This window comes from Pseudomonas sp. PvP025, assembly GCF_017832155.1.
Lineage (GTDB): Bacteria > Pseudomonadota > Gammaproteobacteria > Pseudomonadales > Pseudomonadaceae > Aquipseudomonas.
Genome location: NZ_JAFIBJ010000001.1, coordinates 4,717,745 through 4,736,249 on the forward strand (window position 1 = coordinate 4,717,745; position 18,505 = coordinate 4,736,249).

The following is an 18,505-nucleotide window of genomic DNA, read 5'->3' on the forward strand; positions in this document are numbered from 1 at the left end:
AGTATGTGAATGGGGTTCATGTGGGAGGGAGCAAGCCCCCTCCCACATTCAAGCAATGGGTCGCCAGGTGCCGACCATGTGTTCGATATCACCCGCACCTTTGAGCTGCAATTCACCGCTGGCCCCCGGTGCGCTGGCAGATAGCGTCACTTCGCCGGGCAGACGCACCGGCTTTTTGAACGCCACGTCGATCTCCACATTCGCCGCAGGCAAGTGCTCTCCCAGCGCGGCAAGCAGGCGCGCCTTGTTCCACAAGCCATGGGCAATAGCCTGGGGGAAGCCGAACAGTTTGGCGGTGAGCGCGCTCAGGTGGATCGGGTTGTAGTCGCCGGACACCCGTGCATAGCGTCGACCTATGTCGGCCGGAGCTTTCCAGCGGGTCAGTTCGCTGACGTCCAAGGGCGCAGGCCGCGTGTCATCCGGCGCTTCACCGTCGAGCTTGACGCCTCGGCACAGCATGCGGCTCTCGGCTTGCCACAGCAGGCCGAGGGCATCGTGGGCGGTGGTCACCAGATCGAAAGTGGCACCCTTGGCGTGGGGCTGGAGATTTTCGGCATGCACCGCCAGGGTCAGCTCGCTGACACTGCCCAGGGGCCGATGCAGGCGAATGCGATTACTCAGGTGGATCAGCCCCAGCAAGGGAAACGGGAACTGCCGGTCGGTGAGCAGTTGCATCTGCAGGCCGAACGCGAGGATATGCGGGTAAGTCGCCGGCAATATCGGCCCGTCGGCAAAACCGCAGACCTTGCGATACGCCGCCACGTGCCGTGGCTCAAGGCTGACCCGGCAGCGCAGGCCCTTGTCGGGCAGCGTGCTGCCGCTGATCTTGCGCTTGAGCGCCGCGCGCCAGTACAGCGGCGGAAGAAACGGCGGGCTGTCCAGTGTTTGCCAATCCATGCTTACGCTCCCAGAAGACTTTGCCCACAGACCCGCAGGGCCTGGCCGGTGACCGCGCCGGACCCCGGCTGGCCAAGCCATGCCACGGCTTCGGCGACATCCTGGGGCAGGCCGCCCTGGCCCAGTGAACTCATGCGTCGCCCGGCCTCACGCAGGCCGAACGGAATATGCGCGGTCATCTGGGTTTCGATAAACCCCGGCGCCACGGCATTGATGCTGATGCCTCGTTGTTGCAACAGCGGTGCCCAGGCCTGGGCCAGGCCGATCAGGCCGGCCTTGCTCGCGGCGTAGTTGGTCTGCCCGCGGTTGCCGGCGATGCCGCTGATGGAGGCCAGCAGCACCACGCGCGCGTTGTCGTGCAGGGTGCCGCTGTCGAGCAGGGCCTTGGTCAGCACCTGCGGCGCATTGAGATTGACCGCCAGCACGGCGTCCCAGTATTCCGGGGTCATGTTGGCCAGGGTCTTGTCGCGGGTGATGCCGGCGTTGTGCACCAGGATGTCGAGGCCGTCGGGCAGGTGTTCGATCAGTTGGGCGGCGGCGTCTTCGGCGCAGATATCCAGGGTGATGGTGCGCGCGCTCAGGCGCGCGGCCAGGGCGTCGAGGTCGGCCTTGGCCTGGGGCACGTCCAGCAGGATCACCTCGGCGCCATCGCGGGCCAGGGTTTCGGCGATGGAGGCGCCAATCCCGCGTGCGGCGCCGGTGACCAGTGCCTTGCGCCCGGCCAGTGGGCGCGTCCAGTCCTCCACTGGCGTTGCGCAGGCTTGCAGGCGCAGCACCTGGCCAGAGATGTAGGCGCTTTTGGGCGAGAGGAAAAACCTCAGCGCACCTTCCAACTGGTCTTCAGCCCCCGCGCCGACATACAGCAACTGCAGCACACCGCCGCTGCGCAACTCCTTGGCCAGGGAACGACTGAACCCTTCGAGGGCGCGCTGGTCGCTGGCGGCAAACGGATCGTCGAGGCTTTCCGGCGCGCGACCGAGGATCACCAGGTGGGCGCTGTGGTCGAGGTTCTTCAGCAGCGGCTGGAAGAACTCGCGCAGTTGCTTGAGCTGATCGGTGTGCTGCAAGCCGCTGGCGTCGAACACCACTGCCTTGAGTTTGGGACCGTGGCCGGGAATCCAGGTCGAGGCCTCGGTGCCATAGCGGTAAGTGGCGTCGGTAAATTTGTGGGCAAACGCCTGCACCTTGTCGGCCAGCGCGCCGCCGCTCAGCAACAGCGCACCCTCCACCGGGCGCAGGCGCCCGGCTTGCCAGCGTTCCAGGCGCACCGGTGACGGCAGGCCAATGGCGGCGACCAGGCGATGGCCGAGGCTTGAGTTGGCGAAGTCGATATAACGGTCAGACATGGAACGCTCTCCGAAGGCTGGGGTTCAAAAGGTTGACCATTCCAGGGTAGCAGTCGTTCGACTAGGCTCAGTGATCCAGCCCGCAACCGACAGAGGGAGCTTCTTATGACTCAATTGCGCCGTGTGGCGATCATTGGCGGTAACCGCATTCCGTTCGCCCGCTCCAATGGCCCTTACGCCACGGCGAGCAACCAGGCGATGCTGACCGCTGCGCTGGAAGGCCTGATCGAACGCTACGACCTGCACGGCCAGCGCATTGGCGAAGTGGTTGCCGGCGCTGTGCTCAAGCATTCGCGCGACTTCAACCTCACCCGCGAGTGCGTGCTGGGCTCGCGGCTGTCGCCGCAGACGCCGGCCTATGACATCCAGCAGGCCTGCGGCACGGGGCTGGAGGCGGCGTTGCTGGTGGCCAACAAGATCGCTCTGGGCCAGATCGAGTGCGGTATTGCCGGCGGCGTCGACACCACCTCGGACGCGCCGATTGGCGTGAATGAAGGGCTGCGCAAGATCCTGCTGCAGGCCAATCGCGCCAGGTCCATGGCGGATAAATTAAAAGTCCTGTTACAACTTCGCCCGCAGCACTTCAAGCCCGAGCTGCCGCGCAATGGCGAACCGCGCACCAAAATGTCGATGGGCCAGCACTGTGAATTGATGGCGCAGACCTGGCAGATCCCCCGCGCCGAGCAGGACCAACTGGCCCTTGAGAGTCATCGCAAAATGGCCGCCGCCTATGCCGAAGGCTGGCACAACGATTTGCTCACACCGTTTATGGGGCTCACCCGTGATAACAACCTGCGCCCCGACCTGACCCTGGAAAAACTCGCCGCGCTCAAGCCTGCCTTCGAGCGCAGTGAAAAAGGCACGCTCACCGCCGGCAACTCCACGCCGCTCACCGATGGTGCATCCCTGGTGTTGCTGGGCAGCGAAGCCTGGGCCCGTGAGCGCGGCTTGCCGATTCTGGCGTACCTGCGCGACGGCGAAGCGGCGGCGGTGGATTTCGTCAACGGCGCCGAAGGCCTCTTGATGGCGCCGGTGTACGCGGTGCCGCGCCTGTTGGCGAGGAATGGTCTGACGCTGCAGGACTTTGATTACTACGAAATCCACGAAGCGTTCGCCGCCCAGGTGCTGTGCACGCTCAAGGCCTGGGAAGACGCCGACTATTGCCGGACGCACCTGGGGCTGGACGCGCCGCTGGGGGCTATCGACCGCAGCCGGCTGAACGTCAAGGGCAGCTCCCTGGCCGCCGGGCACCCGTTTGCGGCCACCGGTGGGCGGATCGTCGCCAACCTGGCCAAGTTGCTCGACGCGGCGGGCAAGGGGCGCGGCTTGATTTCGATCTGCGCCGCAGGTGGGCAGGGGGTGACTGCCATCATTGAACGCTGATGGGCAGTGAAATTGGCACACAGGATGCATTCTTGGGTGGTCAAAGGTCGGTCGCCTCTCCCACCGGCGCGCCGATTGCCGTATAACGAGTGCCATACGCGTATTTGGTAATAAAGGACCCACAATAAAAGCTGATGAAGACTCCTAAACGCATTGAACCCCTGATCGAAGACGGTCTGGTCGACGAAGTGCTGCGCCCTCTGATGAGTGGTAAAGAAGCAGCTGTTTATGTGGTGCGCTGCGGCAACGAATTGCGTTGCGCCAAGGTTTACAAGGAGGCGAATAAACGAAGTTTTCGTCAGGCGTCCGAATACCAGGAGGGCCGCAAGGTCCGCAACAGCCGCCAGGCCCGGGCCATGGCCAAGGGCTCCAAGTTCGGCAAGAAAGAAACCGAAGACGCCTGGCAGAACGCGGAAGTGGCGGCATTGTTCCGTCTGGCCGGTGCGGGCGTTCGCGTGCCCAAGCCGTACGACTTCCTCGAAGGCGTGCTGTTGATGGAACTGGTGGCCGATGAATATGGTGATGCGGCGCCGCGTCTGAACGACGTGACCCTGGACCCGGATCAGGCGCGCGAATACCACGCCTTCCTGATCTCCCAGATCGTACTGATGCTGTGTACCGGCCTGGTGCACGGTGACCTGTCCGAGTTCAACGTACTGCTCACGCCGACGGGCCCGGTGATCATCGACCTGCCCCAGGCAGTGGATGCGGCGGGCAACAACCACGCGTTCAGCATGCTCGAGCGCGATGTAGGCAACATGGCGTCCTACTTCGGGCGCTTTGCCCCGGAGTTGAAGGCGACCAAATACGCCAAGGAAATGTGGGCGTTGTACGAAGCCGGCACCTTGCACCCGGCCAGCGTATTGACCGGTGAGTTCGACGAGCCGGAAGAGCTGGCGGACGTGGGCGGTGTGATCCGCGAGATCGAAGCGGCGCGGCTGGATGAAGCGCGCAAGCAGGCGATTCGGGCGGCGGATGATGCGCCACCGAGCAAGGGATCCGACGAGCCACCGCCGCCGCCCTGGATGCAGTGATCTTCAGATAAATGAAGATTAAAAATGTGGGAGGGAGCAAGCCCCCTCCCACATTGGTTCGTGGTGTGTCATTAAGATCTTCAGGCGCAACAGCTTCCGGACGCCAATTCCTTGAGGATCGGGCAGTCCGGCCTGTGGTCGCCCTGGCAGTGATCCATCAGGTCCTGCAGGGTGTCGCGCAGTTGCCCAAGCTCCAGAATCTTCTGGTTCAACGCCTCGATATGCTGACGCGCCAGTGCCTTTACATCGGCGCTGGCGCGTTGCCGGTCCTGCCACAGGGTCAGCAACTTGCTGACCTCTTCCAATGAAAACCCAAGGTCCCGCGAGCGTTTGATGAACGCCAGGGTGTGCAGGTCCTGCGCGCCGTATACGCGGTAACCACTGTCGGTGCGCTGGGCGGCTTCGAGCAGGCCGATGGCTTCGTAGTAGCGAATCATCTTTGCGCTCAGGCCACTGTGGCGAGCGGCTTGGCCGATGTTCATGGGTGTTTGTCCTCCAGGTGCTGCGGTTTCCAGGTGTTCAACAGTAGCGCATTGCTCACCACGCTGACGCTGGACAAGGCCATCGCCGCGCCGGCAATCACCGGGTTGAGCAGGCCGAATGCCGCCAGCGGAATGCCGATCACGTTAAACACAAAGGCCCAGAACAGGTTCTGGCGGATTTTTGCACAGGTTTTGCGGCAGATTTGCAGCGCCGCCGGCACCAGGCGCGGGTCGCCGCGCATCAGGGTGATACCGGCGGCGTGCATGGCCACATCGGTGCCACCGCCCATGGCAATGCCGATATCGGCAGCGGCCAGGGCCGGGGCGTCGTTGATGCCGTCGCCGATCATGGCCACTACGCCGGTTTTTTTCAGTTGCGCGATGATGGCGGCTTTCTCGCCGGGCAGCACCTGTGCGTACACGTCCTCGATGCCCAGCGCCTGAGCCACGGCCTGCGCGCTGCCGCGATTGTCGCCGGTGAGCAAGTGGCAGCCGATGTGTTGCGCCTTGAGCGCCTGCACCGCCGCCAGCGCGCCGGGCTTGAGCGTATCGCCAAAGGCGAACAGCCCGAGCACGCGCGGTTGCGCACCTTGCTCGATCAGCCAGGACAGGGTGCGGCCTTCGGCTTCCCAAGCGCTGGCGCGGGTTGCCAGTTCGCCTGCGCTCAAGCCGTGTTCCTGCAGCATGCGCGTGTTGCCCAACGCCAGTTGCCGACCGTCAACGGTGCCGGTCATGCCGCGTCCGGTGAGGGATTGGCTGGCACTCGCGTCGGCGACGGGCAGTCCCTGTTCGTTGCAGGCATCCAGTACCGCCCTGGCCAACGGGTGCTGGCTGCCACGTTGCAACGCGCCGGCCTGTTGCAGCAGCTGTGACGCGTTGCCCACCACCGCCACCAGGTGCGCGATGGTTGGCGCGCCGCTGGTGAGGGTGCCGGTCTTGTCGAACACCACAGTGCTTACGGCATGGGCGCGCTCGAGCGCTTCGGCGTCCTTGATCAGAATGCCGTGATGCGCGGCGACGCCGGTGCCGGCCATGATCGCGGTGGGCGTGGCCAACCCCAGGGCGCAGGGGCAGGCGATCACCAGCACGGCGACCGCATTGATGATCGCGGTTTCCAGCGGCGCGCCGTACAGCCACCAGCCCACCAGGGTGACCAACGCCAGCGTCAGCACCGCCGGGACGAACACCTGGCTGACTTTATCCACCTGTTTCTGGATGGGGGCCTTCGCCGCCTGGGCGTCTTCCATCAGGCGAATGATCCGCGCCAGCACGCTTTCTGCGCCAATGGCCAGGGTGCGCACCAGCAGGCGGCCTTCGCCGTTGATGGCGCCGCCGGTAACCGGGTCGCCCGGCTGTTTGGGCACCGGCAGGCTTTCGCCGCTGATCAGTGCTTCGTCGGCGTGGCTGTGGCCGTCCACCACTTCACCGTCCACCGGGAAGCGCTCCCCGGGTTTGACCATGACCAGGTCGTGGCGCTTGAGCTGGTGGATGGCGACGCTTTCTTCACGCCCGTCCCGCACGCGCACCGCCCGCTCCGGGCGCAGCGCCTCCAGGGCACGGATGGCGCTGGCAGTCTGGCGCTTGGCGCGGCTTTCCAGGTGTTTGCCGAGCAGCACCAGGGCGATCACCACCGCAGATGCTTCGAAATACAAGTGCGGCGCGGTGGCGCTCAGCCACTGATGAATGCTTAGGCCATACGCGGCGCTGGTGCCAATGGCCACCAGCAGGTCCATGTTGCCGCTGCCGGCCCGCACGGCCTTCCAGGCGGCGCTGTAAAAACGCGCGCCGAGGATGAACTGCACCGGCGTGGCCAGGGCGAACTGTGCCCAGGCCGGGAGCATCCAGTGCAGGCCGAAGGGTTGCACCAGCATCGGCAGCACCAGGGGCAACGCCAGCGCAATCGCCAGCAGCAACGCCCAACGCTCGCGGTGCAGGCGCCGGGCCTGGTCGGCCTGAGTATCAATGTCGGATTGGGGCAGGGTGGCGGTGTAGCCGGCCTTGTCGATGGCGGCGATCAATACGCCAGGGTCCATTGGGCCGACTACTTGGACATGGGCGCGTTCGTTGGCCAGGTTGACGCTGACGCTGTGCACCCCCGGCACCTGGCCCAGCGCGCGTTCGACCCGGCCGGCACAACTGGCGCAACTCATGCCGCTGATGGGCAGGTCGAAGGTGGTGGATCGGTTCATGGGGCAAGTCCTCCAAGGGAAGTTGCCCCCAAGCATCAACCTTGACCTGTGGGGAAGGTCAAGGTTGATGTTTCAGTAATCGAGTTCGGCCGCCTTGAGGTACATGCCGTCCGGCCCCTGGGCAATACGCAACTTGCGTATGTCGCCGGCCTTGAGCGTGATGTTCTGCGCGGGCGGCGCAAGCAGGCCCGGCAGGCAACCCGGGGTCTGGCCCGGCAGCAGCTTGAGGCGCAGCGACACGTCGCCCGGCGGCAGGTTGAACGAGGTGGACTCTTCCTGGAACAGGCGGCCGGCCAGTTGGTCCTGGATGTAGAGGCCGATTTCGCAGGTGGTCGGCACTTCCAGGCGTTCACGGGAAATGATCAGCACTGCGTAATCCTGTGCGGCACTGGCCAGGGGCGCAGCGGTAGACAGGCTCAGCAGGCCGGCAACGGCGAAATACGACCAGCGCATGGCGAATGCTCCGTGGTTCAGATGCAAAGAGAGGTGCAGCTTGGCCGACCGCGCGTGCAAATACCAGCCCGGCCGATGTTGCTGGAACTTGATGGGAAGAAGGCGACAGGGGCATCTGAACTTCAATAGTTAGCGAGCTATCGTTCTATCCAAGAAACCCACCCGCAGCTAGACTATCGGGCTGCCGACTCACTTGGGTGTCTGATGAACCTTCGCATAATCCTGATCCTGGGCGCCTTGAGCGCCTTCGCGCCGTTGTCGATCGATTTTTACCTGCCGGGCTTTCCGGCGATGGCCACGGCGTTTGCCACCGATGAAAAGCATATCCAGCTGACCCTGGCGGTGTATTTCGCAGGCCTGGCCATTGGTCAATTGATCTACGGCCCGCTGGCCGACCGCTTCGGGCGCCGGGTGCCGCTGCTCAGCGGCGTTATTCTGTTTACCCTCGCGTCTTGCGCCTGCGCGTATGCGCCGTCTCTGGAATGGCTGATTGGCGCGCGCTTCGTGCAGGCCCTGGGCGGGTGCGCGGGCATGGTGATTTCCCGCGCGGTGGTCAGTGACAAGTGCGATGCCATAGGCTCGGCCAAGGTGTATTCGCAACTGATGCTGGTGACCGGCCTGGCGCCGATCCTGGCGCCGTTGGCGGGCGGGGTCATGGTCGGCTTGTGGGGCTGGCAGTCGATCTTTCTGGCGTTGTCGCTGTTCAGCGCACTGGCCGCCATCGCGGTGGCGGTGGGGTTGCCGGAAACCTTCCCGGCCCATCAAGCGCGCCAACCGTTGTCCGGATCGTTGCGTCGTTACGCCGCGCTGCTCTCGGACCGTGTCTACCTCGGTTACGCGCTGACCGGCGGTATCTCGATTGCCGGGATGTTTGCCTACATCGCCGGTTCGCCTTTCGTCTTCATCAAGCTCTATGGCGTGGCGCCCGAGCACTACGGCTGGCTGTTCGGCTCCAATGCGGCGGGCTTTATCCTGATGGCGCAGGTGAATGCGCGGCTGCTGGCCAAGCGTGGGCCGGCGTTCCTGCTGTCGCGTACCGTATGGTTGTATGCGTTGGCGGCGCTGACGCTGTTGGGCATCGCCGCGTTGCGCACCGAGGCGCTGTGGCCGTTGCTGGTGCCGCTGTTTATCTGCATCGCCAGCCTGGGCTGTATTTTGCCGAACACCTCGGCCTGTGCCATGACCGGGCAGGGCGCCCGGGCCGGCAGTGCTTCGGCGTTGCTGGGGTGCATTCAGTTCGGCGTGGCGGCGGGGGCCGCGTCATTGGTGGGGGTGTTGCACGATGGCACCGCGCTGCCGATGGCGATGGTCATCAGCCTGTGCGGTGTACTCGCGGTGACCATTGCCGTGTCGACCCAGCGCCTGCAACGGGCGCGGGCCGAGCAGGCGCAGGTCTGACCGATCAGAACCCTTCGAGCACGATCTTGCCCTTGGCCTTGCCGCTTTCGAGCAACGCGTGGGCGCGGCGCAGGTTGTCGGCGTTGATCACGCCGAAGTGCTCGCCCAGTGTGGTTTTCAGGGTGCCGTCGTCGATCAGGTCGGCGACGCGGTTGAGCAGGTTGTGTTGCTCGATCATGTCCGGTGTTTCGAACATCGAGCGGGTGTACATGAACTCCCAGTGCAGCGACAGGCTCTTGCGCTTGAGCGTGCTCACGTCCAGCGCCTTGGGGTCGTCGATCAGCGCCAGTTTGCCCTGGGGTTGCAGCGCTTCCACCAGTTGCTCCAGGTGATGCTCGGTCTGGGTCAGGCTGGCGACGTGGGTCACCTGCGGGTGGCCGGCCTGTTGCAGGGCCTGGCTCAGCGGTTGGCTATGATCGATCACCAGGTGGGCGCCGAGGTCTTTGGCCCAGGCCTGGGTTTCCGGGCGCGAGGCGGTGCCGATCACTTTCAGTGCGGTAAGTCGGCTGGCCAGTTGGGTGAGGATCGAGCCCACGCCCCCGGCGGCGCCGACGATCAGCAGGCTCTGGCCTTCATCTGTTTGACCTTCACGCACCTGCAGGCGCTCGAACAGCAGTTCCCAGGCGGTGATGGCGGTCAGGGGCAGGGCGGCCGCTTCGGCGAAACTCAGGCGTTTGGGCATGTGCCCGACGATGCGTTCGTCGACGGTGTGCAGCTCGCTGTTGCCGCCCGGGCGCACCAGGGAGCCGGCGTAGAACACCTTGTCACCGGGCTTGAACAGCGTCACGTCGCTGCCGACCGCCTTGACCACGCCCGCCACGTCCCAGCCCAGCACCTTGGCGGCGCCGTCCTGCGGGGTGACGTTCTGGCGGATCTTGGTATCGACCGGGTTGACCGAGATGGCTTTGACTTCCACCAGCAGGTCGCGCGGGCCGGCGACGGGTTCGGGCAGTTCGATGTCCTGCAGGGATTTTGGATCGTTGATCGGCAGTGAAGCGTAATAGGCGATGGCTTTCATGGGGGCTCCGCAAAAGGGTGATGGGAAGGTGCGGTGATCAGGCGAGCAATGTCAGGCGCTTGAGTTCGAAATGTTCGATCACATCGGCGGCCTTGGCGCGAAAGCTCTGGATATGTGCGCTCTGGTTGTGGTCGGCCAGGGCGGCGTCGTCGCTCCAGCGTTCGAGCATGTAGAAGGTCTGCGGGTGTTGCAGGTCCTGGTGCAGGTCGTATTGCTCGCAACCGGCTTCAAGGCGGGTGGGCTCCAACAGCTCGCGCAGGAGTTTTTCCAGGGTGTCCTGCTGGTCGGGCTTGGCGATCAGCGTGGCAATGACGTTAAAGGCGGTGGACATGGTCGACTCCAGATACGTGATGAGCGGGATGCACAGATGATTGGCTATTTGCAGGGCGGATAAAAGCCGCTAAAACAGAGGTCTGTTTCAATATAATTTTGATAATGGGTGGGTTTGATGCTGCGTTTTGATGATTTGCAGCTGTTTGTACGCGCCGCGGACCTGGGCAGTCTGTCGGCGGCGGCGCGGGTGATGGACCTGTCACCGGCAGTGGCGAGTGCCGCCCTCAAGCGCATCGAGCAGCAACTGGGCGCGCGCTTGCTGGCGCGTTCCACCCGCAGCCTGCGCCTGACGGCCGAGGGTGAGGGCTTTCTGGACTACGCGCGCACCGCGTTGGGTGCGCTGGAGGACGGACGGCGTCATCTGGCCAGCGGCCAGGACCACGTCAGCGGTGTGCTGCAACTGTCGGCGCCTTCGGATTTCGGCCGCAACCTGCTGTTGCCGTGGCTGGATGAGTTCCAGCGCGAGCACCCGCAACTGAATATCCGTCTGCTGCTGGGCGACCGTATTGCCGACCTGTTTCGCCAGCCGGTGGACATTGCCCTGCGTTATGGCGAGCCCGAGGATTCCAGCCTGGTCGCGCTGCCTGTTGCGCCGGACAATATCCGCGTGCTTTGCGCCGCGCCCAGCTATCTCGCGCGGCATGGCGAGCCGCAGCATCTGGAGCAACTGGCCCAGCACAATTGCCTGCTGTATATGCTCGGCACCCGCGTGCACGATCAATGGGGCTTTCACGACGGCAAGCGCAAGGTCGGCCTGACGGTTACGGGCGATCGCTTCAGTGACGACGCCGATGTGGTGCGGCGCTGGGCAGTGGCGGGCATGGGCATTGCCTACAAGTCCTGGCTGGATGTGAGCGCCGAGGTGCTGACCGGGCGCCTGCGCCTGATCCTGCCGGCGCTGCGCGGCGAGGGCACGCCCCTCAATCTGCTGTGCACACACCGTGCGCAATTGAGCAAGCCCATCAACCTGCTGCGGGAAATGCTCGTGTCCCGCTGTGCGACATTGACGGCGCAAATGCCCGGATGAATGCGTGCGACGTAAAACCTTCCATCAATGTCGGAAATTTCACTCAGCTTATGTCCCTATCCATACTGTAAGACCCCATGGAACCGGCACTTTGGGTGCCTGTACTCTGGCGGCAACCGCATCAGAAAAATGCGTCAACAGGGAGTGGATAGATGGAACAGGCACCATGCATCAGTCGTATTGCCAGCTTGCTGGCCGAGCCCAAGCGCACCGCCATGCTCTGGGCATTGATGGACGGTTCGGCGAGGTCGTCGGAGGAATTGGCGACGCTGGCGGGCGTGTCGTCGACCTCGGCCAATGCGCACCTGGCGCGACTGACCGGCAGCGGCCTGCTGCGGGTCGAGGTGCGGCGTGGCCGGCGCCTATTCCGCGTTGCCGCCGCCGACGTCAGCCTGGCCATCGACGCCCTGGCCAGCACCACCATGGCCAGTGCCGCGCGTTGTTCACCCCAGGTGGCGCCCGTGTCGTTGGCAGCGCCGGCGCTGTTACGCCACGCGCGTTTGTGTCACGGCCATCTGGGCGGTGAACTGGCGGCGCAGTTGTACCAACGGATGATAGCGGCGGGGTGGATCGAGCGCTGTGAGCAGCGCGTCGAAGTCACGCCCAAGGGCGCGCAGCAACTGGCCGGCCTGGGGATTTTCACCCAGGCGCTGAGCACGCCGCTGGTGTGCGATTGTTTCGATTGGAGTCAGCAGCAACCGCACCTGGGCGGCGCGTTGGGGGCGGGGCTGATGCAACTGTTTTTGCAGTCGAACTGGATCCGCGCCACGCATGAGTCGCGCGGCCTGTTGGTAAGCCCCATGGGGCTGCTGGAAATCGCCCGCCTGGCCGAACCGGCCCAGGCCTGAGACGGTTGGCGTCGTTCAGGGTTTCAGTCAGGTCGCATCCAGCAATAGCCCGCCAATACGATGCCGCACACTCGCCGAGGGGAATTTCACACGGTGGGGTGCAGCATGGGCAGGCAAGGCTATAGCGCAGCGGAACGGCTGGAACGGTTACCTTTGAGCGGCTATCACCGCGTCATCTTTATCATCATCGCCCTGGCGTTTTTCTTCGACTCCATGGACCTGGCGATGATGACCTTTCTGTTGGGCTCGATCAAAACCGAGTTTGGCCTGAGCACGGCCCAGGCCGGGTTGCTCGCCAGCTCGAGTTTTTTTGGCATGGTGGTGGGCGCGTCCCTGTCCGGCATGCTGGCGGACCGCTTCGGCCGCAAGCCAGTGTTCCAGTGGAGCATCGTGCTGTGGGGCCTGGCCAGCTACCTGTGTTCCACGGCGCAGACGGTGGAGGCGCTGACCTTGTTCCGTGTGCTGCTGGGCATCGGCATGGGCATGGAGTTTCCGATTGCCCAGTCGATGCTGTCGGAGCTGATTCCCGCCAAGCGGCGCGGGCGCTACATCGCCTTGATGGACGGCTTCTGGCCGCTGGGTTTTGTGGCTGCCGGGGTGCTGTCTTACTTCCTGTTGCCGGTGATTGGCTGGCGCGACATCTTCCTGGTGCTGGCGGTGCCGGCGGTGTTTGTCCTGGCGATCCGCTTCTTTATCCCGGAATCGCCGCGCTGGCTGGAGCAGGCCGGGCGGCATGCGGCGGCGGACAAGGTGCTGCTGGGGATCGAGCAGAAGGTGCGCGATTCGCTGGGCCGCGCGGACTTGCCCGAACCGATTGCATTACCACGGGTTGAGAGTGCGCCGGGCACGTTCTTCTCTGCGTTCCACCAGCTGTGGTCGGCGCAGTACCGTCAGCGCACGATGATGATCTGGAGCGTGTGGTTCTTTGCCCTGCTCGGGTTCTACGGGTTGACCTCGTGGCTGAGCGCGCTGCTGCAACAGTCGGGGTTTGCGGTGACACAGTCGGTGTATTACACGGTGATCATTTCCCTGGGCGGAATTCCCGGCTTCCTGATGGCGGCCTGGCTGGTGGAGCGCTGGGGGCGCAAACCGGTGTGCGTGGTGACGCTGCTCGGCGGCGGGGTGATGGCGTTTCTCTACGGACAAAGCGCGGTGTTTGGCGGCAACGTCGGCCTGCTGATCACCTCGGGGCTGCTGATGCAGTTCTTCCTGTTTGGCATGTGGGCGGTGCTGTACACCTACACGCCGGAGCTTTACCCCACGTCGGCGCGTGCGACAGGCTCCGGATTTGCCTCGGCCATAGGCCGGGTCGGCTCGCTGCTCGGGCCGTTGGTGACCGGGCTGGTATTCCCGATAACCGGGCAAGGCGGGGTGTTTGCCCTCGGCGCGCTGTGCTTTGCCGTGGCGGCACTGGTGGTGTGGGTGTTCGGAATGGAGACGAAGGGCAAGACCCTGGAAGAACTCACCGAAGCATGAAGAACACTGCAAACCAAATGTGGGAGGGGCAAGCCCCTCCCACATTTGGTTTTATTGATTAAGTTATGGCTTGATCAACCGCGCATCCAGGCTGTTCTGCGCCAGGCGTTTGGCCTGGTCCTGGGTCATGCCCAGGCTGGTGTACAGCGCATGGAAGTTCTCGGTGACATAACCGCCGAAGTACGCCGGGTCATCGGAGTTCACCGTCACTTTCACACCGCGCTCGAGCATGTCGAGGATGTTGTGCTGGGCCATGTCGTCGAATACGCAGAGCTTGGTGTTGGACAACGGGCACACGGTCAGCGGGATCTGTTCGTCGATGATGCGCTGCATCAGGCGCTCGTCTTCGATGGCGCGCACGCCATGGTCGATGCGCTGGATTTTCAACAGGTCGATGGCTTCCCAGATGTACTCGGGCGGGCCTTCTTCGCCGGCGTGGGCCACGGTGAGGAAGCCTTCGCCACGGGCGCGGTCGAACACGCGCTGGAACTTGCTCGGCGGATGACCCATTTCCGAACTGTCCAGGCCTACGGCCACGAATGCGTCACGGAACGGCAGCGCCTGGTCGAGGGTTTTTTCGGCTTCGGCTTCGCTCAGGTGGCGCAGGAAGCTGAGGATCAGGCCGCTGGTGATGCCCAGTTGCTGCTCGCCGTCCTTGAGTGCGGCGGCGATGCCGTTGAGCACCACTTCAAAGGGAATGCCACGGTCGGTATGGGTTTGCGGGTCGAAGAACGGTTCGGTGTGGATCACGTTCTGGGCCTTGCAGCGCAGCAGGTAGGCCCAGGTCAGGTCGTAGAAGTCCTGGGAGGTGCGCAGCACATCGGCGCCCTTGTAATACAGGTCGAGAAACTCTTGCAGGTTGTTGAAAGCGTAGGCCTTGCGCAGGGCGTCGACGTCGTTCCACGGCAACGCAATCTTGTTGCGTTCGGCCAGGGCGAACAGCAGCTCAGGCTCCAGCGAGCCCTCCAGGTGCAGGTGCAATTCGGCCTTGGGCAGGGCGTTGAGCCAATCGTACATAGTCAAATTCTCATCAGGTGCAATGGCGGCATTCTACAGGCCATGGCAGAAATAATCGGCAAAACCTGACCGGCAGGAGAGTATTCCTATTATTCGCGCAAGGGCGACTTGAATTAAGGTGTAACGAAACGTTAGCGGCGCGATGCAGTCTGTACCCCATCAATGACTGATTTGCCCTACCAGAAGGCCCGTAATGCTTACCTCACTCAAGCAAGAAAAATTCATGCTGCTGGCGCTGATTGCCGCCATCGCCGCCTACCCGCTGGAGCACTGGATGCTGCACAGCGGGCAGGTCGTGGCGCTGGTGGCGGGCGTGGTGTTGATCGGCTTTATCGTCATGGCCTCGATGCGCGTCGCCCACCATGCCGAGCAATTGGCGGAGAAGGTCGGCGACCCCTACGGCACCATGATCCTGACGCTGGCCGCCGTGCTGGTGGAAGTGGTGATCCTGGCCATCATGATGAGCAACGAACCTTCGCCCACCTTGGTGCGCGACACCATTTACTCGGCGGTGATGCTGGACATCAACGGCATCCTCGGCCTGGCCGCGCTGATGGGCGGCATCAAGCACGGTGAGCAGTCCTACAACGATGATTCGGCGCGCACCTACAGCGTGATGATCCTGACCGCCATGGGCGTGTCGATGGTGGTGCCGGAATTTATTCCCCAGGCCGACTGGAAGATTTACTCGGCGTTCACCATCGGCGCGATGGTGGTGCTCTACACCTTGTTCCTGCGCATGCAGGTCGGGCCGCACAGTTATTTCTTCAGCTACAGCTACCCGGAAAAACGCCGCAAGAAGCTGCCGGAAGCCGAACATGAGGCGCCGGTGAGCCTGGCGTTTTCCATCGGCACCCTGGTGTTCGGTGTGATCGTGATTGGCGCGCTGGCCGAAGTGATGTCCAAGACCCTCGACCTGGGCCTGGAAGGCACCGGCGCACCGCCGGTGATCACGGCGATTGTGGTAGCGGCCATTTCCGCGGCGCCGGAGATCCTGACCGCATTGCGTGCGGCGCTGGCCAATCGCATGCAGTCGGTGGTGAACATTGCCCTGGGTGCCTCGTTGTCGACGGTGATTCTGACCGTACCGGTGATGGAAGCCATGGCGCTCTACAGCGGCCAGCCGTTCCAGATGGCGATGACCCCGGTGCAGACAGTGATGGTGTTTATCACGCTGATCGTGAGTGCGATCAACCTCAACGATGGCGAAACCAATGCCATCGAAGGGATGACGCACTTTGTGCTGTTTGCGACGTTCATCATGTTGTCGCTGCTCGGACTTTAAGCACCGCATAACGAATGTGGGAGGGGGCTTGCTCCCGATGGCGGTGTGTCAGCTACAGATAAGCTGACTGATCCACTGCTATCGGGAGCAAGTCCCCTCCCACATTTTGAACAGTGTCTGGCTCAGGTCCCGGCGATCAATTGCCGCGCGGCCTGGGTGTGATCGGCGATCAGGCCCTTGAGGTCGAGGCCTTCGATCTGACCGTCGATGACGCGCCACTTGCCGCCCACCATCACCCGATCGGCCCGGTCGGCACCGCACAGCAGCAGCGCCGAAATCGGGTCATGGCTGCCGGAAAAGCGCAGTTCATCAAGTTTGAACAGCGCCAGGTCTGCCTGTTTGCCTACGGCCAATTCGCCGATATCCGTACGTCCCAATAACTGCGCCGAGCCTTTGGTCGCCCAACCAAGCACACCTTCGGGGGTGATTTTTTCGGCGCCGTAGCGCAGGCGCTGGATATACAACGCCTGGCGCGTCTCGAGGATCATGTTCGACGCATCGTTGGACGCCGAGCCGTCCACGCCAAGGCCAATCGGCGCGCCAGCGGCGAGCAGGTCGAGGGTGGGGCAGATGCCGGACGCCAGGCGCATGTTCGAGCTGGGGCAATGGCAGATACCGGTGCCGGCCGCGCCCAGGCGTGCGATTTCATCCGGGTTGAAGTGAATGCCATGGGCCAGCCAGGTGCGCGGGCCAAGCCAGCCGACGCTGTCGAGGTAATCCACGGTGCGCAGGCCGAAGCGTTGCAGGCAGAAATCTTCTTCGTCGAGGGTTTCCGCCAGGTGCGTGTGCAGGCGTACATCGAGTTGACTGGCCAACTCGGCGCTGGCTTGCATGATTTCGCGGGTGACGGAGAACGGTGAGCAGGGCGCCAGGGCAATCTGGATCTGCGCGCCGTCGCCGCGTTCGTGGTAGTCGCGGATCAGGCGCTGGCTGTCGTCGAGAATCACCTGGCCTTGTTGCACGGTCTGTTGCGGCGGCAGGCCGCCGTCGGCTTCGCCCAGGCTCATGGAACCGCGAGTGAGCATGGCGCGCATGCCCAGTTCGCGCACGCTTTGCACTTGCACGTCAATCGCGTGCTCCAGGCCGTCGGGAAACAGGTAATGGTGATCGGCGGCGGTGGTACAGCCGGAGAGCAGCAATTCGGCGAGGGCGACCTTGGATGCCAGCGCGAGCTTTTGCGGCGTCAGCCGCGCCCACACCGGGTAGAGGGTTTTCAGCCAGGGGAACAACGGCTGGTTGACCACCGGTGCCCAGGCGCGGGTCAGGGTCTGGTAGAAGTGGTGATGGGTGTTGATCAGGCCCGGCAGGGTCACGTGCTCGCGGGCGTCGAACACCTGTGTGCAGGGATGTGCGGGCGCCTGGCCGTGGGCCAGTACTTCGCTGATCACACCGTCTTGCAGCACCAGGCCGCCACGGGCATCGAGGCCATTGGCGGTGAATATCGCGAGGGGGGTTTTTAACCAGATACGGGTCGCAGGCATTGGCCGGCTCCTCTGAATGATGGGTTCAGGTTTGCCAGCTCAGTGTTGCCCTGTCTGCTGATCCAGGGTCGCCGTGGAGGGCGAGGTGCTGGAGCGAGCAAGCTCGCTCCAGGCGGGAAGATTACCAGGCGATGGTGTCGCCCTTGTAGTCCACGAAGTGATGACCGCCTTTGCCGGTGTAGGCATTTACCTGGTCCACCAGGCCGCGCACGCTGGTGTCGACATCGATGTGCGCGTTCTCACCGCCCATGTCGGTCTTCACCCAACCCGGATGCAACGACAGTACGGTGAGTTTTTTTCCGCCCAGTTGGGTGACGAAACTGTTGGTCATGGAGTTGAGCGCGGCCTTGCTGGCTTTGTACAGCGCCATATCCGAACCGTCGGGGATGGTCACGCTGCCCAGCACCGAACTCATGAACGCCAGCACACCGCTGTCCTTGCGGATTTGCCCGACAAAGCGCTGGGCCAGGTTGATCGGCGCCACGGCGTTGGTAAAAAACAGCTGGCCGACCTGCGCCAGGGTAGCGTGGCCCGGTTCCTGGTTGTCCGGGCCCTTGACGCCGGCGTTGACGAACAGCAGGTCGAAGGTGCGGTCCTTGAGACGCTGGCTCAGGGCGATTACGGCTTGTTGATCGTCCATGTCCAGTTTTTCGATCTGTACCGGGCCGACGGCCTTCAGGGCATCGGCCTTGCTCGGGTCGCGCACGGTGGCGGTGACGTCCCAGCCGTCCTGCAGCAATTGCTTGACCAGGCCAAGGCCCAGGCCGCGCGAGGCGCCGATGATCAGTGCGGTTTTTTGCGTAGACATGAAAAGCTTCCTTTGCAGTAGCGGTTCAGG

17 protein-coding genes are annotated in these 18,505 nt (G+C 63.7%); 7 read left to right on the forward strand and 10 right to left on the reverse strand.

Annotated features, from left to right (window positions below; translation table 11 throughout):
* Nucleotides 1-48 precede the first annotated feature (48 nt).
* Nucleotides 49-897, reverse strand: a complete 849-nt coding sequence (locus tag JOE32_RS20410) for a MaoC/PaaZ C-terminal domain-containing protein (RefSeq protein ID WP_209988136.1) — start codon at nt 895-897, stop codon at nt 49-51.
* 2 nt (nt 898-899) lie between these two features.
* Nucleotides 900-2,243, reverse strand: a complete 1,344-nt coding sequence (locus tag JOE32_RS20415; protein ID WP_209988139.1) for a 3-oxoacyl-ACP reductase — start codon at nt 2,241-2,243, stop codon at nt 900-902.
* Between the two features lie 105 nt (nt 2,244-2,348).
* Here JOE32_RS20415 and JOE32_RS20420 point away from each other — a divergent pair, with 105 nt between their 5' ends.
* Nucleotides 2,349-3,626 carry an acetyl-CoA C-acetyltransferase gene (locus tag JOE32_RS20420; RefSeq protein ID WP_209988142.1) on the forward strand — a complete coding sequence of 426 codons (1,278 nt, stop codon included), beginning with the start codon at nt 2,349-2,351 and terminating at the stop codon, nt 3,624-3,626.
* 134 nt (nt 3,627-3,760) lie between these two features.
* On the forward strand, nt 3,761-4,660 hold the full coding sequence (locus JOE32_RS20425; RefSeq protein WP_057009670.1) for a PA4780 family RIO1-like protein kinase: 900 nt from the start codon (nt 3,761-3,763) through the stop codon (nt 4,658-4,660).
* 80 nt (nt 4,661-4,740) lie between these two features.
* Here JOE32_RS20425 and cueR read toward each other — a convergent pair whose 3' ends face one another.
* From cueR to JOE32_RS20440, 3 genes are all read right to left on the reverse strand, one after another.
* Nucleotides 4,741-5,142, reverse strand: a complete 402-nt coding sequence (gene cueR / locus JOE32_RS20430; RefSeq protein WP_209988146.1) for a Cu(I)-responsive transcriptional regulator — start codon at nt 5,140-5,142, stop codon at nt 4,741-4,743.
* Nucleotides 5,139-7,331 (reverse strand): heavy metal translocating P-type ATPase, encoded by a 2,193-nt coding sequence (locus JOE32_RS20435; RefSeq protein WP_209988149.1) that lies wholly within the window; start codon nt 7,329-7,331, stop codon nt 5,139-5,141. Before JOE32_RS20435 ends, cueR begins: the two co-directional genes overlap by 4 nt.
* 72 nt (nt 7,332-7,403) lie before the next feature.
* Nucleotides 7,404-7,784: a hypothetical protein gene (locus JOE32_RS20440; RefSeq protein WP_003233137.1), complete on the reverse strand. Its 381-nt coding sequence runs from the start codon at nt 7,782-7,784 to the stop codon at nt 7,404-7,406.
* Between the two features lie 204 nt (nt 7,785-7,988).
* Here JOE32_RS20440 and JOE32_RS20445 point away from each other — a divergent pair, with 204 nt between their 5' ends.
* Nucleotides 7,989-9,182 (forward strand): multidrug effflux MFS transporter, encoded by a 1,194-nt coding sequence (locus JOE32_RS20445; RefSeq protein ID WP_209988152.1) that lies wholly within the window; start codon nt 7,989-7,991, stop codon nt 9,180-9,182.
* Nucleotides 9,183-9,186: 4 nt separating this feature from the next.
* Here the strand turns inward: JOE32_RS20445 and JOE32_RS20450 are convergent, their stop codons facing one another.
* Complete coding sequence (locus tag JOE32_RS20450) at nt 9,187-10,200, reverse strand: zinc-binding alcohol dehydrogenase family protein (RefSeq protein ID WP_209988155.1); 1,014 nt, start codon at nt 10,198-10,200, stop codon at nt 9,187-9,189.
* Nucleotides 10,201-10,237: 37 nt separating this feature from the next.
* Complete coding sequence (locus tag JOE32_RS20455; protein ID WP_209988158.1) at nt 10,238-10,531, reverse strand: putative quinol monooxygenase; 294 nt, start codon at nt 10,529-10,531, stop codon at nt 10,238-10,240.
* Between the two features lie 117 nt (nt 10,532-10,648).
* Here JOE32_RS20455 and JOE32_RS20460 point away from each other — a divergent pair, with 117 nt between their 5' ends.
* The 3 genes from JOE32_RS20460 to JOE32_RS20470 all read left to right on the forward strand — a co-directional run bounded on the left by JOE32_RS20460 (nt 10,649) and on the right by JOE32_RS20470 (nt 13,884).
* Complete coding sequence (locus JOE32_RS20460; RefSeq protein WP_209988160.1) at nt 10,649-11,560, forward strand: LysR family transcriptional regulator; 912 nt, start codon at nt 10,649-10,651, stop codon at nt 11,558-11,560.
* 152 nt (nt 11,561-11,712) lie between these two features.
* On the forward strand, nt 11,713-12,408 hold the full coding sequence (locus tag JOE32_RS20465) for a helix-turn-helix transcriptional regulator (protein ID WP_209988162.1): 696 nt from the start codon (nt 11,713-11,715) through the stop codon (nt 12,406-12,408).
* Nucleotides 12,409-12,513: 105 nt separating this feature from the next.
* Complete coding sequence (locus JOE32_RS20470; protein WP_057009661.1) at nt 12,514-13,884, forward strand: MFS transporter; 1,371 nt, start codon at nt 12,514-12,516, stop codon at nt 13,882-13,884.
* Between the two features lie 63 nt (nt 13,885-13,947).
* Here the strand turns inward: JOE32_RS20470 and JOE32_RS20475 are convergent, their stop codons facing one another.
* Complete coding sequence (locus tag JOE32_RS20475; protein WP_209988165.1) at nt 13,948-14,901, reverse strand: adenosine deaminase; 954 nt, start codon at nt 14,899-14,901, stop codon at nt 13,948-13,950.
* Nucleotides 14,902-15,094: 193 nt separating this feature from the next.
* On the opposite strand from JOE32_RS20475, the gene JOE32_RS20480 reads away from it, so the two are divergent.
* Complete coding sequence (locus JOE32_RS20480; RefSeq protein ID WP_057009659.1) at nt 15,095-16,186, forward strand: calcium:proton antiporter; 1,092 nt, start codon at nt 15,095-15,097, stop codon at nt 16,184-16,186.
* Between the two features lie 122 nt (nt 16,187-16,308).
* Here JOE32_RS20480 and JOE32_RS20485 read toward each other — a convergent pair whose 3' ends face one another.
* Both JOE32_RS20485 and JOE32_RS20490 read right to left on the reverse strand, forming a co-directional pair.
* Nucleotides 16,309-17,667 (reverse strand): 8-oxoguanine deaminase, encoded by a 1,359-nt coding sequence (locus JOE32_RS20485; protein WP_209988167.1) that lies wholly within the window; start codon nt 17,665-17,667, stop codon nt 16,309-16,311.
* A 121-nt stretch (nt 17,668-17,788) separates the two neighbouring features.
* Entirely contained in the window at nt 17,789-18,475 is a 687-nt protein-coding gene (locus tag JOE32_RS20490) for an SDR family oxidoreductase (protein ID WP_209988170.1), read from the reverse strand.
* Between the last annotated feature and the right edge of the window lie 30 nt (nt 18,476-18,505).